The sequence below is a fragment of the Enterobacter sp. IF2SW-B1 genome (genome assembly GCF_001743375.1).
GTDB lineage: Bacteria > Pseudomonadota > Gammaproteobacteria > Enterobacterales > Enterobacteriaceae > Enterobacter > Enterobacter bugandensis.
In genome coordinates this window covers 626580-641447 of record NZ_MJAA01000002.1, presented here as the reverse complement: position 1 = coordinate 641447, position 14868 = coordinate 626580, and the positions used below count along the sequence as shown (strand labels likewise).

The following is a 14868-nucleotide window of genomic DNA, read 5'->3' as shown; positions in this document are numbered from 1 at the left end:
ACATGACCCGGGCGCATAGCGCCCGGGCATAAATAATAAAGCTGTACTTTTTTATTAGGGACAAGACATGGGAATAAAGATGCCTTACTGGTGGCTCTCGTGCTGCCTGATATCTGTACCCGCCATCGCGGCAAACCCGGCGGCAACCATCAATACCGGACAGCTCCGCGAAACGCAGGAACTCCCCTCACTGAATGGCCGCGTCGCCCCGGTGGCAGGCAAAGCCGCTCCCGGTTCACTACAGCTTGGCGAGGCCGTTAATCGCGCCGTCACCTGGCACCCGGCGATCGCTGAAGCCGTGGGCAAACTCTACGAACAGAACGAAGAGGTCGACGTCGCCAAATCGAAATACTATCCGCAAATCAACGCCGGCATGGACAACGGGTATTCCCACGACGGCGACCAGAACGGCTTTACGCCGTCGCTGGTGCTCTCTCTTTCACAGATGCTCTACGACTTCGGCAAAGTGGCAAGCCAGGTGCGGGCCGAAAACGCCGGGGTCGCCCAGCAGCAGGCCAACGTGCTGGTCAGTATCGACACCATCGCCCACGATACCGCTATCGCCATGGTGCAGGTGCAAACCTGGCAGCAGATGGTCGACACCGCCAAAGAGCAGCTTGACGCCCTCTCATCAATAGGCACCCTGACCCGCCAGCGTAACGACGAAGGGGCCACTTCCCTGTCTGACGTGGTGCAGACCGACGCGCGCATTGAAGGGGCACGCGCCCAGCTGATGCAGTATCAGGCCAGCCTCGACAGCGCCCGCGCCACGCTGATGAGCTTTCTCGGCTGGAACAGCCTGAACGATATCAGCAATGACTTTCCGCAGAAGCTGGCCCGCAGTTGCGATATCGCCGAGCCGGACGATCGTCTGGTGCCTGCGGTCCTCGCCGCCTGGGCACAGGCGAACGTCGCTCAGGCTAACCTTGACTACGCCGACGCGCAGATGACGCCAACCGTCTCGCTGGAGCCGGAAGTCCGTCACTACCTGAACGATCGCTACGCGGGTAACGAAACGCGGGACCGCACCCAATATTCCGCCTGGGTGAAAGTCCAGATGCCGCTCTATCAGGGCGGCGGACTCACCGCCCGACGCAACGCCGCCGGTCACGCGGTGGAAGCGGCGCAGTCGACCATTCAGCGCACGCGCCTCGATGTCCGCCAGAAGCTGCTGGAGGCCCGCAGCCAGGTCATGAGCCTGCAAAGCACGCTGCAAATTCAGGGCCGCCAGGAGGCGCTCAGCGCCCGCACCCGCGAGCTCTACCAGCAGCAGTATCTCGATCTCGGCTCGCGCCCGCTGCTGGACGTGCTCAACGCCGAGCAGGAGGTCTATCAGGCGCGCTTTACCCAGCAGCAGACCCTCGGTCAGCTGCATCAGCTGCAGCTCAACTGCCTCTATAACACCGGGCAATTGCGTCATGCGTTCGATCTTGATAACCGCACCATCCAGACCGTGGAGATCCAGCCATGAAGCAACGCGACATCCCGCAGGGGGAAACGATGACGGATGAGGCGCTGGAGCAGTGGGCTCAGGCGTTTGGCTTTGTCGCCACGCGCTACCGCGTTGCCTGTTCGCCAGGCTCGCTCGTCGCGGGCGCGCCGTGGCTGAAAGGCAAACCGATGGTGCCCGCGCTGACTCAACTTGCCCGTGAAGCCGGGCTGACGTTCCAGCTGCTGACGGCCGATCAGCAGTCGATCAACAGCTGGCGTCTGCCGGTGGTGGTGGCGCTGAACGACGGAAAAATCGGCGTGATCGAGAATTTCGACGGAGAAGATACGCTCGAGGTCAGCTTTTTCGACGACAAGACATACACCAACCGCCTGTCGATGAGCGCAATGCTGCCCGCCATCCGCCACGTTATCGCCCTGCGTCCGCTGGCCGCGCTGAAAGACAGCCGCGTGGACGCCTACATCTCAAAGTACCGTCCGGACTGGCTCTACCGGCTGGTGATGCGCGACCTGCGCCCCTACAGCTGGGTGATGCTGGCGGCGCTGTTTATCAACGTGCTCTCCCTCTCCGGCATTGTCTTTTCCATGCAGGTGTATGACCGGGTGATCCCCGCCCAGTCCTACCCGACGCTCTACGTGCTGACCATCGGGGTGCTGATCGCCACCCTGTTTGGCTTTGTGCTGCGCGTTGCGCGCGGGCACATTATGGATCTGCTGGGCAAACGCTCGGATCTGCGCGTCTCTGATCGCGTGTTCGGCCACGCGCTGCGGCTGCGCCACAGCGCCATTCCGCGCTCCACCGGCAGCTTTATCTCCCAGTTGCGCGAGCTGGAGCAGATCCGCGAGATGGTCACCTCCTCCACCATCTCGACGATTGTCGATCTGCCCTTCTTCTTCCTGTTTGTGGTGGTGCTGGCGATCATCGCGCCGCAGCTGGCGTGGATCGCCCCGGTAGCGGCGGTAATCATGGTCCTGCCGGGCCTGCTGCTGCAAAAGAAGCTGGCCGAGCTGGCGAAGCAGTCGGCGCATGAATCCACCCTGCGCAACGCGGTGCTGGTGGAGAGCGTGCAGGGGCTGGAGGACATCAAGCTGATGCAGGCGGAGAACCGCTTTTTGCAGCAGTGGAACAGCTATATCCAGATCACCGCGGAATCCGGCCTGCGCACCCGCGAGCTGACCCAGAACCTGATCAGCTGGGGGATGACCGTCCAGAGCCTGGTTTACGCCGCCGTGATCGTGGTTGGCGCGCCGATGGTGATTGAAGGCACGCTAACCACCGGCTCGGTGGTAGCCGCCTCAATGCTGGCCTCGCGGATGATCGCCCCGATGGCGACGCTGTGCGGCGTGCTCGCCCGCTGGCAGCAGGTTAAGGCCGCCAAAGAGGGGCTGGACAGCATTATGCAGCTTCCTACTGAAAATCAGCGTGAAGAGACGCCGATCCGCCAGGACGTGCTGCGCGGACACTATCTTTTCGAGCAGGCGCAGTTCCGCTATCAGCCGGAAGATCCGCGCATGGCGCTGCGCATTAACCGTCTGGAGATCAGGCCGGGCGAGAAAGTGGCGATCCTCGGGCGTAACGGCGCGGGCAAATCCACTCTCCTGCAGGCGATGGCGGGCGGCATGGATCTGGCGGCCGGCGAGTTGCGGCTCGACAACCTCAGCCTGCCGCATCTGGACGTGGCCGACGTGCGGCGAAACGTCGGCTTTATGACCCAGAACGCGCGGCTGTTTTACGGCACCCTGCGCGAAAACATCACCCTCGGCATGCCGCGCGCCACCGACGAAGAGATTTTCGAGGTGCTGGAGATGTGCGGCGCAGCCAGCTTTGTGCAGAAGCTGCCGAAGGGGCTGGACTACCCGATTATGGAGAACGGCGTGGGATTGTCCGGCGGGCAGCGGCAGTCGATTCTGCTGGCGCGGATGTTGCTGCGCGATCCGAATATCGTGCTGATGGATGAGCCGACCGCTTCCCTTGACGAGCACACCGAGCGGGAATTTATCCAGCGCCTGGGGGCGTGGCTCGGCAACCGGACGCTGGTTGTCGCCACCCACCGCGTGCCGGTGCTGGAGCTGGTGGAGCGCGTGGTCGTGCTGAAAGATGGGATGCTGGTCATGGACGCGCCAAAAGCGCAGGCGCTGAACAACAGCCGCATGCAGCAACAGCAGCAGGCAGCAACCGGACGGGAGTGGAAAAATGAAAATCAGTCAGCGTGACGTGGCCGCGATGGACGATCTGGATAATGCGCTCGACTCCGAAAGCGGCTATACCGGCGCGCGGCGGATTGTGATCTTTTCGCTGCTGATGTTTGTGGCGCTGGGCGTCTGGGCGTGGTTTGGGATGCTGGATGAAGTCTCAACGGGAACCGGAAAAGTGATCCCCAGCTCGCGCGAGCAGGTGTTGCAGTCGCTGGATGGGGGGATCCTCACCGAGCTGAACGTACACGAAGGCGATCAGGTGCAGGCCGGACAGGTGCTGGCGCGGCTGGATCCTACCCGCTCGGAATCTAACGTCGGCGAAAGCGCAGCGCGCTACCGCGCGTCGCTTGCCTCCAGCGCCCGTCTGTACGCCGAGGTGAACGATCTGCCGCTGAAGTTCCCGCCTTCGCTGGAGAAATGGACCGAACTGACCGCCGCCGAAACGCGGCTCTACAATTCGCGCCGCGCGCAGCTGGAGGACACGCAGCGTGAACTGCGTTCAGCATTAGATCTCGCAAACAAAGAGCTGGCGATCACCCAGCGGCTGGTAAAAACCGGTGCCGCCAGCCACGTGGAAGTGCTCCGCCTGCAGCGACAGAAAAGCGACCTGGAGCTGAAGCTCACCGACGTGCGTTCCCAGTATTACGTTCAGGCGCGCGAGGCGTTATCCAAGGCCAACGCCGAGGTGGATATGGTCTCGGCGATCCTCAAAGGCCGCGAGGATTCCGTCACCCGCCTGACGGTAAAATCCCCGGTGCGCGGGATCGTGAAAAATATCAAAGTCACCACCATCGGCGGCGTGATCCCGCCCAACGGCGAACTGATGGAGATTGTGCCGGTGGACGATCATCTGCTGATTGAAACCCGCCTCTCGCCGCGCGATATCGCCTTTATCCACCCGAACCAGGAGGCGCTGGTGAAGATCACCGCCTACGATTACGCCATCTACGGCGGGCTGCACGGGGTGGTGGAGACCATATCCCCGGACACTATCCAGGACGAGGCCAAGCCGGAGGTGTTCTACTACCGCGTGTTTATCCGCACCAGCCAGGATTACCTGGTGAATAAGGCGGGCAGGCATTTCTCGATCGTGCCGGGGATGATTGCCACAGTGGACATCAAGACCGGAGAGAAAACGGTACTGGATTATCTGATCAAGCCGTTTAACCGGGCGAAGGAGGCGCTGAGGGAGCGATAGTCTTCGCTGGGCGGCGGCTACGATCTTCCCCCTCACCCTCTCCCCAAAAGGGCGAGGGGATGATTCGCTGCTCGCATTAATTTGGAGGGATTCTTCAGCCCTGTGGGAGAGGGCATCATGCCGCACCCACACCACAATCCCCCTTTTCTGGAATCCGCCTCGAAGAAACCGCTTTTAATGACGCCTTACGCTTTCCTTCAGCCTGCATCAGGGTAAAATAGCCGCCAATCGAAACGCACTTGCGCACTGTGCAAGAGTGCATTATTATCCACATAGCTTCATGGAGTGGAGCTCATAAGCGCTATGATTAATCATTTTCGTGATCAATGGCTTAAGGAATTTTTTCTGTACGGGAAATCCAGCAATGTGATCCCTTCAAGCCTTGAATCAGCCTTAGCGAGGAAGCTGGATATGATCAACGCTGCCACCTCGCACCGGGAGCTGAGATCCCCGCCAGGCAATATGTATGAATCGCTGAATCCCCCGCTTGCAGGGTACTCTGCGATTCGCGTTAACAGGCAATACAGGTTGGTATTCAGGTGGTCAGAGGGCAAAGCAGACGATCTCTACCTCTCTCCGCACAAGTACACGCCATACAAATGAGGCATTACCTATGACTCTTCAACAGGCTCTACGCAAACCCACCACGCCGGGCGATGTGTTGCAGTATGAATATCTTGAGCCGCTCAATCTGAAAATTAGCGATCTCGCGGAAATGCTTAACGTGCACCGTAACACCATCAGTGCTCTCGTTAATAATAAACGTAAACTGACGGCCGATATGGCAATCAGACTGGCCAAGGCATTCGATACCACCATTGAATTCTGGTTGAACCTGCAGCTAAACGTCGACGTCTGGGAAGCGCAAACCAATTCCCGGACTCAGGAGGAGTTGAGCCGTATAAAAACGATTGCAGAAATCATGGCAAAAAGGAAATCAGGCCAGCCGGATGTGGCCTGAATCAAACCGGCTCTACAGCGCCACCTTTAATCCCCCACTGCCCAGGCGTTTTACCGGTCCACATTCTGAAAACCTCAATAAATGCGCTGACGCTGCTGTAGCCGCAGGACAGCGCAATCCATCCCACCGGCTTCCCCGCCGCCAGCCACTCCATTGCCTGCATGACGCGCGCCAGCTGCCGCCAGTTGACGAAGTTCATTCCCGTCTGGGCGCTAAATCGACGGTTAAACGTACGCACGCTCATCCCGGCATGGCTGGCATGGCTCTTGACCGTTTGATTATCATCGACACACTGCAGCAAGTGGCTGACCACGTTCTTCAGACGCGGATCCGTTGGTACGGGCAGATAAAAGCGCACCTGAGGCGTCAGGGCAAGCTCATCCAGCAGCAGGGTGAGCTTTCGCGGATCGTACTCGTTTTCTGCAACGCTTAAGCGGGAAAACAGTGCATGAGTGAGATCGTCTGGCTCGAACAGCGCGGGGGCATCGGGGAGCATTGCACAGCACGCAGGGTCAAGATAGATAGCGCAGCCTTCTATCGCGCTTTCAGAAAAGGCGGCGTGCTGCTGGCCCGGCGGGATCCAGCCAATATGGTTTGCCGGTACAACCGAACGCCCCTGTTGGGTCTCAATCACCAGCAGCCCCGTTGCAATACGCCAGAGCTGTCCGGTGGGATGGCTGTGCCACGCGGTGCGGTAACCGCCGGGATGGCGGAGCGTCTCTGTACCGATCATCTTATCCTGGCCGAAAATCGTTATTCATCGACGTATTACAGAAACTGCGACGTCGACTGTCAAGGATAATGGTGGCTCAACTACACAAGGAGCCAACATGAGCATCATCACAACCCTGATAGCCCAGCCTGACAATATCCTACAGCGCGAAAAAATGGCGTGCCTGTTAAGCCGCTTGTTCAAAGGCGAATTAGATCCCGCAGAGGTGTTCACGCCCGATTACCAGCAGTACACGGATGGTCACGCGCTTGATTTTCGGGGTTTTGTGCAGCACCTGAACCACGTCCGCTCGCAGATCCGCGCGATCGCATTCAGGGTAGAAGAGCTGGCCTGTCACGAGAATCTTTTAGCAGACCGGCACTGGGCTACGGTGACGTATCCAGATGGTCGCCAGGCGGAATTAGAGGTGTATATGTTTGCCGCACTGCGCGAGGGGAAAATCTGTCGTATCCATGAAGTGACGCAGACGATCGGCGACGATGCTTCAGACCGCGCGCTCGCCCACGCCACACAATAAGCTCACCCTGTGCGCACAACGGCAACTGCCGTTATGCGCGCTCTGTTACAGGGAGATCTTCAGGCGTCGAACCGCTTCTTTAAGCTGCTCATCCGTTGGGGTGACGAATGACATGCGCAGCGTTGTCTGGTCCGGTTCGTTGCAGTAGAAGAACTCGCCCGGTACAAACACCACGCCGTTGCTTAAGGTTTTTTCCAGCCATTTCGTCGTATTCATGCCGTTGTTCATTTTTGCCCACAGGAACATCCCGCCCTTCGGCTTGTGGAACGACATCACATCGCCCAGCTCGGCTTCCAGTTCCGTTGCAAACGTCTGGTATTTCTGGCGATAGGCCTCGCGGATCATTTTAATCTGGTTCGCCAGACGCCCGGTTTTCAGGTACTCGTAGGTCATCAGCTGGGACAGCGTGCTGGTGTGCAGATCGGTGGTTTGCTTGAGGTTCACCACCGCGCGCTTCAGCCATTCCGGCACCAGCACCCAGCCCACGCGGGTGCCCGGCGCGAGGATTTTGGAGAAGGTTGAGGTGTACACCACGTTATCCTCATTGCCGATATCTTTCGCATGGGCAATCAGCGGGCGGAACACGTCGTCGGTGTAGTTAATTTCGCTGTATGGATCGTCTTCGATAATCACGAAATCATAGTGCTTTGATAATTCCACCAGCTGTTTACGGCGCGCTTCGGAAAGCGTTACGCCGCCAGGGTTACCAAAGGTTGGAACGATATAAACCGCCTTGATGGTTTTCTTCGCCACCAACGCCTCAAGTTCATCGACCTTCATGCCGTCGCCGTCGGTGCCGACGGATTCAAAATTCGCCTGTGCCAGGCCAAAGACCTGCAGCGCGGCGAGATAGGTAGGACGTTCAACGACAACCGTATCGCCCGGATTAATTAACGCACGCGCCAGCACGTCCAGAGATTGTTGAGAGCCGGAAGTAATGACCACGTCATCGGCCTTACAGGCGATGCCGCGCCCCTCGCAGATGCGTTTAATTTCTTCGCGCAGCCCCGGTACGCCTTCCGTCAGGCCATACTGGAACGCCTCGCCAAAATTCTGTGACAACACGGCATCGGCGGCAATTTTAAGCCCTTCGCGATCGAACAGGTCCGGATTGGGAATACCGCCGCCCAGCGAAATCACGCCCGCCATTTTGCTATGTTTTAATAATTCACGGATGGCAGATGATTGCAGGTCCTGCGCGCTGCTGGCGAGTTTGTTTGCAGACATTCTTTGATTACCTTCTTTTTTTATATTGTGCCCAATCTTAGCAGAATATGAGCAATAAATTCCGTTAGCTTAGGGAGGGGACGCAAATCCTGACGCCACAGTAAATGCACCGGCCTCGGCGCGGGCGTGAACGGCTCCAGCACACGCACCAGCCTGCCGCTTGCCAGCTCTTCCGCCACCAGCACTTCCGGTTGCAGCAGCAGCCCTGCCCCGGCTCGCGCCGCCATGCGTAAGCCGTAGCCGTCGTTGCATCTTAATATCGCATCCCGCTTCCAGCGCACCTCCCCTTCCGCACCCGGCAGCCGCCACTCGTTGCGCGCGGTCCACACCGTGTGCGACAGGCACAGATGATCCACCAGATCGGCGGGCGTCTGCGGCGTGCCGTGTCGCGCCAGATAATCCGGCGCGGCGCAGATCACCATGTTGTAGGGACACAGATATTTCGCCACCAGATCGTCATTGCGGATATCGCCAATGCGAATGGCCAGATCGACCCCCTCTTCCACCAGATCGACCATCCGGTTGGTGAGATCCAGTTCGATACGCACTTCCGGGTAGCGCTGCAAAAATGTGGCTGTCAGAGGGGCGATCGCGCAGCCGCCAAACGACGTGGGGGCGGTGACGCGCAGGGTGCCGGCGGGCGTCGCGCGCAGCCGTTCAACCGCGCTTTCGGCAATCGAGACCTGCTCCAGCACGCGCCTGGCCTCTTCGAAATAAACGCGTCCGGCGTCGGTCAGGCTCTGGCGACGGGTATTGCGCTCCAGCAGCCGCGTGCCGAGCTGAGATTCGAGCAGCGCAATATATTTCCCGACCATCACCGCCGACATCTCCAGCCGCGCCGCCGCGCCGGTGAAGCTGCCGCTCTCTACCACCGCGATAAACGTCTCCATGCCGCGAAGTTTATCCATATTCCAAACCCCTGGTTAGTAATCATCTAACTTTAGCCCAGTTTATCTGACTTTTTATTTATTAAAGAATGAGGGCTCACAACATGAGGAGTCGGATATGAAAATCGTCATTATTGGTGCCAGCGGTACGGTCGGTCGTGCCGTAACCGAAGAGTTAAGCCGTCGTCACGAGGTCATCCGCGTGGGCCGCACGCGGGGCGACTACCAGGTGGATATCACCTCGCAGGCGAGCGTGCAGGCGCTGTTTGAGAAAATCGGCCCGGTGGATGCGATTGTCTCCGCCAGCGGTGGTCTCTACTTTGGCCCGCTCGCGACCATGAAGGACAGTGACTTCAACCAGGGCCTGCAGGACAAGCTGCTCGGGCAGGTGCGTCTGGCGCTGACCGGCCAGCATTATCTGAACGAAGGCGGCTCGATTACGCTGATAAGCGGGATTGTGGCGCACGAGCCGATTGCGCAGGGCGTAAATGCCACCACGGTCAATGCGGCGCTGGAAGGGTTTGTCCGCGCCGCAGCTTGCGAACTGCCGCGCGGGATCCGCATTAACCTGATTAGCCCAACGGTACTGACGGAATCCGCCGAAGCGTATGACGGGTTCTTCCCTGGCTTTGAAAGCGTTCCCGCCGCGACCGTGGCCCAGGCCTACCGCCGCAGCGTGGAAGGGGTGCAGAGCGGGCGGGTATACAAGGTAGGTTACTGAGCCTTACGGGCGGAAATCAGCACCAGCATCGGGCGCTCCGCCTCTTCGGACAATGCAGGCCAGGCGTCAATCTGCGCCTGCGTTGGTCCCCACTCATTGACTTCACTTATCGTTAACCCGGCCTTTATCAGCGCGTTAAGCGTGGTGCCCAGCGTGCGGTGGTATTTAATCACTCCATCCGCCAGCCAGTTGCTGACGCGATGGCTTTCGTCCTGATAATGGTTCACGCCCCAGAACCGCTCGCCACTGTCGTCGGTCAGCCAGCCCTGACGGGTGGCGCAGGTGTAAATCGGGTGCTCCATCGAGAAGACCAGGCTGCCACCCGGTTTTAGCGCGCGCTGAACGTTGGCGAATAGCGTGTCCAGCTCCGGCAGGTAGTGTAGCGCCAGCGAGCTGTAGACCAGATCGAGACTGTTTTCGCGAAGCTGAAGAGATTCCAGATCGCTACGCTGATAGTGAATCTCCGCGTCATCCGTCAGTTCAGCCGCGCGGGCAAGCATTTTTTCTGAGATATCGACGCCCGTAACGTCAGACGCGCCCAGCGCGCGCGCCGCGCGGCAGAACCAGCCGTAACCGCAGCCGAGATCGATAACCGCTTTGCCGGTTAAATCAGGCAGCATTGCCTTGAGCGCAGGCCACTCAGGCGCACCGTCCAGCCCGTGCACCGAACGTGGAAGCTGAGCGTAGCCTTCAAAAAACGCCGGATTGTCGTAGATGTTTTGTGCCATGACGGACTCCTTTATCGCAACAGAGGCGAGGGTAAAGCACCCCTCGCCCGTTGGCAACGTATCCGTCTGATAAATCACAGCCTGCGCCGGATTTTCTCCACCATGGCTGTGGTTGAGATCCCGTAGCGGTCATGGAGGGTGGGCAACGCGCCCGCATCAAGGAACGCGTCCGGCAGCGCGACGGTATCGAAATCCACGTTCACGCGGTTGCGCATCAACAGCGACGCGACGGCTTCGCACAACCCGCCTACGCTGCTGTGGTTTTCCGCCACGATGACCAGCCGTCCCGGCTTCGCGGCCTGCGCCAGGATCGTCTCTTCGTCCAGCGGCTTAATGGTGGGCGAGTGCAGCACCGCCACGCTGACGTTATCCTTACGCAGCTGCTTCGCCGCCTCCAGCGCACGCATGGTCATCAGGCCTGAGGCGACGATCAGGACATCGCTCCCCTCTTCCAGCAGCGCAGCTTTGCCAATCTTAAACTGGTAGTTGTACTGGTCCAGCACCACCGGCACCTTGCCGCGCAGCAGGCGCATATAGACAGGGCCATCGTGCGCTGCCATCGCCGGCACCGCCTGTTCCGTGTCGATTGCGTCACAGGGATCGATAATCGTCATGCCCGGAATACCGCGCATAATCGCAATATCTTCCGTCGCCTGGTGGCTCGGCCCGTAACCGGTGGTTAGCCCCGGCAGCGCCGCACAGATCTTCACGTTCAGGTGCTCTTCAGCAATCACCTGATGGATAAAGTCGTAGGCGCGGCGGGTAGCGAAGACGGCATAGGTTGTGGCGAAAGGAATAAAGCCCTCTTTCGCCATGCCGCCCGCGGCCCCCATTAGCAGCTGTTCGGCCATGCCCATCTGGAAGAAGCGTTCCGGGTAGGCCTGGGCAAAAATGTGTAGATCGGTGTACTTCGACAGATCCGCCGTCATGCCGACGATCTCCGGTCGCTGTTCCGCCAGCTTCACCAGCGCGTGACCGAACGGTGCGGCGCGCGTCTCCTGGCCCTCTTCCGCGATAGAGGCAATCATCGCCGACGTGGTTAAACGCGGTTTTTTCTCCGTGGTCTGGCTCATTACAGCACTCCTTCAGGTTTGTTGGCATCCAGCACGGCGAGTGCCTTTTGCCACTCGTCAGCATCCACGCGAATAAAATGGTTCTTGTCACGCTTTTCGAGGAACGGCACGCCCTTGCCCATCAGCGTGTCGCACAAAATGACGCGCGGCTGGTTTTCCGGGTAGCGTTTGGCATTATCAAACGCCGTCACCAGCGCAGGAACATCGTTGCCGTTCACGCGCTGGACGTACCAGCCGAAGGAGGTCCATTTATCCTCCAGCGGCTCAAAGCCGAGGATCGCGTGCGAGTTGCCATCCGCCTGCTGGCGGTTAATGTCCACCAGCACGATCAGGTTCGACAGGCCGTGATGTGCCGCCGACATCGCCGCTTCCCAGGTTGACCCTTCGTCCAGCTCGCCGTCCGACATGGAGTTAACGACCCATGCCGCGCTCTGCTTGTGCTTCAGCCCCAGCGCCATGCCAACGCCAATGCTTAAGCCCTGCCCCAGCGAACCGCCAGAGATCTCCATACCTGGCGTGTAGGTTGCCATACCGGACATCGGCAGGCGGCTGTCGTCCGCACCGTAGGTCTCCAGCTCCTCTTCAGGAACGATCCCGGCTTCAATCAGGGCCGCATAACAGGCAATGGCGTAATGGCCGTGGGAGAGCAGAAAACGGTCACGCCCTTCCCACTCCGGCTCGCCCGGCTTAAGGTTCATTCCGTGGGTAAACGCGGTGGCCAGCACATCGGCATAGCCCAGCGCCTGCCCGATGTAGCCCTGCCCCTGCACTTCGCCCATGCGCAGCGCGTAGCGGCGAATGCGCCAGGCCGCGGCGGCAACCTGTTGAACTGTGGTATCCGTCATCGTCGTATCTCCTTAATGGATCAGCATCCCGCCGTTCACGTCGAGCGTGATACCGGTGGAGTAAGAAGAGAGGTCGCTGCCGAGGAACAGCGCGGCGCGGGCAATATCCTGCGCGTCTCCGAGGCGGTTAAGCGGAATGCCCGCCAGAATGGACGTTTTCATCTCATCGCTCAGCTTGCCTGCGGTGATGTCCGTCTGGATAAGACCCGGCGTGATGCAGTTTACCCGCACATTGTCGGGCCCCAGCTCACGCGCCATGGCTTTTGCCAGTCCCAGCACACCCGCTTTTGCAGCGCTGTAGTGTGGGCCGCCGAAGATGCCGCCGCCGCGCTGGGCCGATACCGATGAAATGCAGACGATGCTGCCCGACTTTTGCGCGCGCATAGTGGGAATAACCGCCTGGGACATTAGCAGCGTACCGCGCAGGCTGACGTCAAGCACCGCATCGTAATTTTCGCGTTTGATATCCATCAGCTTGATCGGCTGAGTAATGCCGGCGTTATTCACCAGAATATCGATGCGCCCGTATTTCCCCAGCACCTGCTCAATGGCGGCATTAACCTGTAATTCATTGCTGACGTTCGCCGCAAGGCCCAGATGTTCGTCGCCCAGGCTCGCGGCGGCAGCCCGGCTGGCTTCAGCGTTTAAATCGATAATCACCACTTTCGCACCCTGTTCGGCATATAATTTCGCCGTAGCGAAACCCAAACCGCGTACGGAAGCCGCGCCGGTAATAACGGCGACTTTATTTTTCAGTAGCATATATTTACTCCATTCGGACAAGAGAGATTTAATGATTTATTTCGGTTCTTCCAGCAGCATAATCATAATTAAGCCAATGGCTGCGCAAATACCGAAATAAATAAACACGGAATTAAAACTACCTGTTTTATCCAGCAGATAACCTGCCAGCATCGGGGAAACAAATCCGCCGAGATTACCGCCGCTATTGATGATGGACGCGGCAATGGGATAGGTTTTACTGTCCGCAACAGCCATGCCATAAGCTGTAAAAGCGGGCCAGCCAATATTCAGACAGAGACCGACAAAAAATAGTCCGACGCAAACCGCCACGGTGCTTTGCGGAATATTCAGCATAATGACCATCATTAAAACGGTGCTGATGGCGGTAAACATCATGGTCGGTTTACGTCGGCGGCCGAGCAGTTTGTCTGAGACGTAGCCGCCAAAAATCGCACCGATAAATCCACCGATGCACGGCATGCTGGCGACCAGCCCCATGCTCATAAACGTAAAGCCTTTCTCTTTCACCAGATAGAGCGGGATCCACGTCAACAGTCCATACAGCACGCTGACCATCATAAAATAGGCCAGGCAGTCGCCGAGAATATTTTTCGAGGTAAACAGCCCTTTCACCGTGCTTACCGGGGCTAACTCCCGCACGCGGATCAGCCGATCGAGGCGTGCAAAGCCCGGCGAAATCACGATGTTTTCACGTCTGGCGTCCGGCGTCTCCTGACCGGCGGTAATGGTCTCCAGCTCCGCTTTAGAGACGAATGCGCTCTCGGACGGCTTCGTGCGTACCAGCAGATACCACAGGACGGCAATGACCAATCCTGGGATCGCAAAGGAGAAGAAGACCCAGCGCCAGCCCCAGGTCATGGCGATCCACACGGCCAGCGGCGGCACGAGGATGGGCGCGAACATGGTGGCGGCGATGTAGACGCCCGTGGCCGTGGCCTTCTCCTTTGGCGGAAACCAGTTATTGATGGTGGAGGCCAGCCCGACCGGGCACGGCCCCTCTGTTAACCCCAGCCCCAGGCGGATACACTTCAGGCCCAGAACCGAGGTTGCGGTGCCCATCAGCCAGGTAAAGGCAGAGAAGCCGAATATCGACAGTGCCACCATGCCGCGGATTCCCTTTTTGGCAATAAAAAAGCCCGCAGGAATTTGGCTCAGGGCGTATCCCAAAAAAAACATGCTGGCGATGGCACCGGCTTCGAAATTATTGATATGAAATTCGTCAATGATAAACGGCAGTACCGCACCAATATTTGTTCGGTCAGCATAGTTAATGGCATAAACAATAAAAATTAATGCCAGCACAACGAAACGGTAATTGGTTTTTTTAGTCTTTATGTAGGGGACAGCTTGTTCTATACGAGACATAACTTACCTCATTATTCGAACACCGTGAGTCGTTTTATTATTGCGTTCAACGTCAATATATCGGCTCACCCATGAAACGCCATTCAATAAAGCTCATTTATTGCTGAGATAAATTTGATTCGCGATACAGCTCAAAAAAAATAACATCGAGATAAAATTGCCCGCTCGCAGTCTCAATGTTATGTTTTTTATCAATTATCGTG

The 14868-nt window shown here is 58.4% G+C and carries 15 protein-coding genes; 7 read left to right on the top strand and 8 right to left on the bottom strand.

From position 1 onward, the window contains the following. Positions 1-67: 67 nt before the first annotated feature. From A6013_RS07465 to A6013_RS07445, 5 genes are all read left to right on the top strand, one after another. A complete protein-coding gene (locus A6013_RS07465; RefSeq protein ID WP_041908566.1) occupies positions 68-1471 on the top strand; it encodes a TolC family outer membrane protein in 1404 nt (467 codons plus the stop codon). Beyond that, a complete protein-coding gene (locus tag A6013_RS07460; protein ID WP_069732800.1) occupies positions 1468-3663 on the top strand; it encodes a type I secretion system permease/ATPase in 2196 nt (731 codons plus the stop codon). Before A6013_RS07465 ends, A6013_RS07460 begins: the two co-directional genes overlap by 4 nt. Before the next feature lie 10 nt (positions 3664-3673). After that, positions 3674-4843, top strand: a complete 1170-nt coding sequence (locus A6013_RS07455) for an HlyD family efflux transporter periplasmic adaptor subunit (RefSeq protein ID WP_088204896.1) — start codon at positions 3674-3676, stop codon at positions 4841-4843. Between the two features lie 303 nt (positions 4844-5146). Then, positions 5147-5446, top strand: a complete 300-nt coding sequence (locus A6013_RS07450; protein ID WP_069732799.1) for a type II toxin-antitoxin system RelE/ParE family toxin — start codon at positions 5147-5149, stop codon at positions 5444-5446. Between the two features lie 10 nt (positions 5447-5456). Continuing rightward, positions 5457-5804, top strand: coding sequence for a HigA family addiction module antitoxin (locus A6013_RS07445; RefSeq protein ID WP_069732798.1), 348 nt, complete (start codon positions 5457-5459; stop codon positions 5802-5804). Between the two features lies 1 nt (position 5805). Here A6013_RS07445 and A6013_RS07440 read toward each other — a convergent pair whose 3' ends face one another. After that, on the bottom strand, positions 5806-6537 hold the full coding sequence (locus A6013_RS07440) for a helix-turn-helix domain-containing protein (RefSeq protein ID WP_047367526.1): 732 nt from the start codon (positions 6535-6537) through the stop codon (positions 5806-5808). Positions 6538-6634: 97 nt separating this feature from the next. On the opposite strand from A6013_RS07440, the gene A6013_RS07435 reads away from it, so the two are divergent. Continuing rightward, on the top strand, positions 6635-7054 hold the full coding sequence (locus A6013_RS07435; protein ID WP_069732797.1) for a nuclear transport factor 2 family protein: 420 nt from the start codon (positions 6635-6637) through the stop codon (positions 7052-7054). Positions 7055-7099: 45 nt separating this feature from the next. Here A6013_RS07435 and A6013_RS07430 read toward each other — a convergent pair whose 3' ends face one another. Continuing rightward, positions 7100-8281, bottom strand: coding sequence for a PLP-dependent aminotransferase family protein (locus A6013_RS07430; RefSeq protein WP_069732796.1), 1182 nt, complete (start codon positions 8279-8281; stop codon positions 7100-7102). A gap of 20 nt (positions 8282-8301) precedes the next feature. After that, on the bottom strand, positions 8302-9189 hold the full coding sequence (locus A6013_RS07425; protein ID WP_063437854.1) for a LysR family transcriptional regulator: 888 nt from the start codon (positions 9187-9189) through the stop codon (positions 8302-8304). Positions 9190-9286: 97 nt separating this feature from the next. Here A6013_RS07425 and A6013_RS07420 point away from each other — a divergent pair, with 97 nt between their 5' ends. Next, positions 9287-9889, top strand: a complete 603-nt coding sequence (locus tag A6013_RS07420) for a short chain dehydrogenase (RefSeq protein WP_028014155.1) — start codon at positions 9287-9289, stop codon at positions 9887-9889. Here the strand turns inward: A6013_RS07420 and A6013_RS07415 are convergent. From A6013_RS07415 to A6013_RS07395, 5 genes are all read right to left on the bottom strand, one after another. Further along, positions 9883-10617 (bottom strand): bifunctional 2-polyprenyl-6-hydroxyphenol methylase/3-demethylubiquinol 3-O-methyltransferase UbiG, encoded by a 735-nt coding sequence (locus tag A6013_RS07415; protein WP_069732795.1) that lies wholly within the window; start codon positions 10615-10617, stop codon positions 9883-9885. The two genes, A6013_RS07420 and A6013_RS07415, sit on opposite strands and share 7 nt — an antisense overlap. A 74-nt stretch (positions 10618-10691) precedes the next feature. Beyond that, entirely contained in the window at positions 10692-11690 is a 999-nt protein-coding gene (locus A6013_RS07410; protein WP_047364369.1) for a transketolase family protein, read from the bottom strand. Next, positions 11690-12535 (bottom strand): transketolase, encoded by an 846-nt coding sequence (locus A6013_RS07405; protein ID WP_048957980.1) that lies wholly within the window; start codon positions 12533-12535, stop codon positions 11690-11692. Before A6013_RS07405 ends, A6013_RS07410 begins: the two co-directional genes overlap by 1 nt. 12 nt (positions 12536-12547) lie before the next feature. Continuing rightward, positions 12548-13297, bottom strand: a complete 750-nt coding sequence (locus A6013_RS07400; RefSeq protein WP_003862216.1) for an SDR family NAD(P)-dependent oxidoreductase — start codon at positions 13295-13297, stop codon at positions 12548-12550. 36 nt (positions 13298-13333) lie between these two features. Further along, on the bottom strand, positions 13334-14665 hold the full coding sequence (locus A6013_RS07395; protein ID WP_041908551.1) for an MFS transporter: 1332 nt from the start codon (positions 14663-14665) through the stop codon (positions 13334-13336). Positions 14666-14868 lie beyond the last annotated feature (203 nt).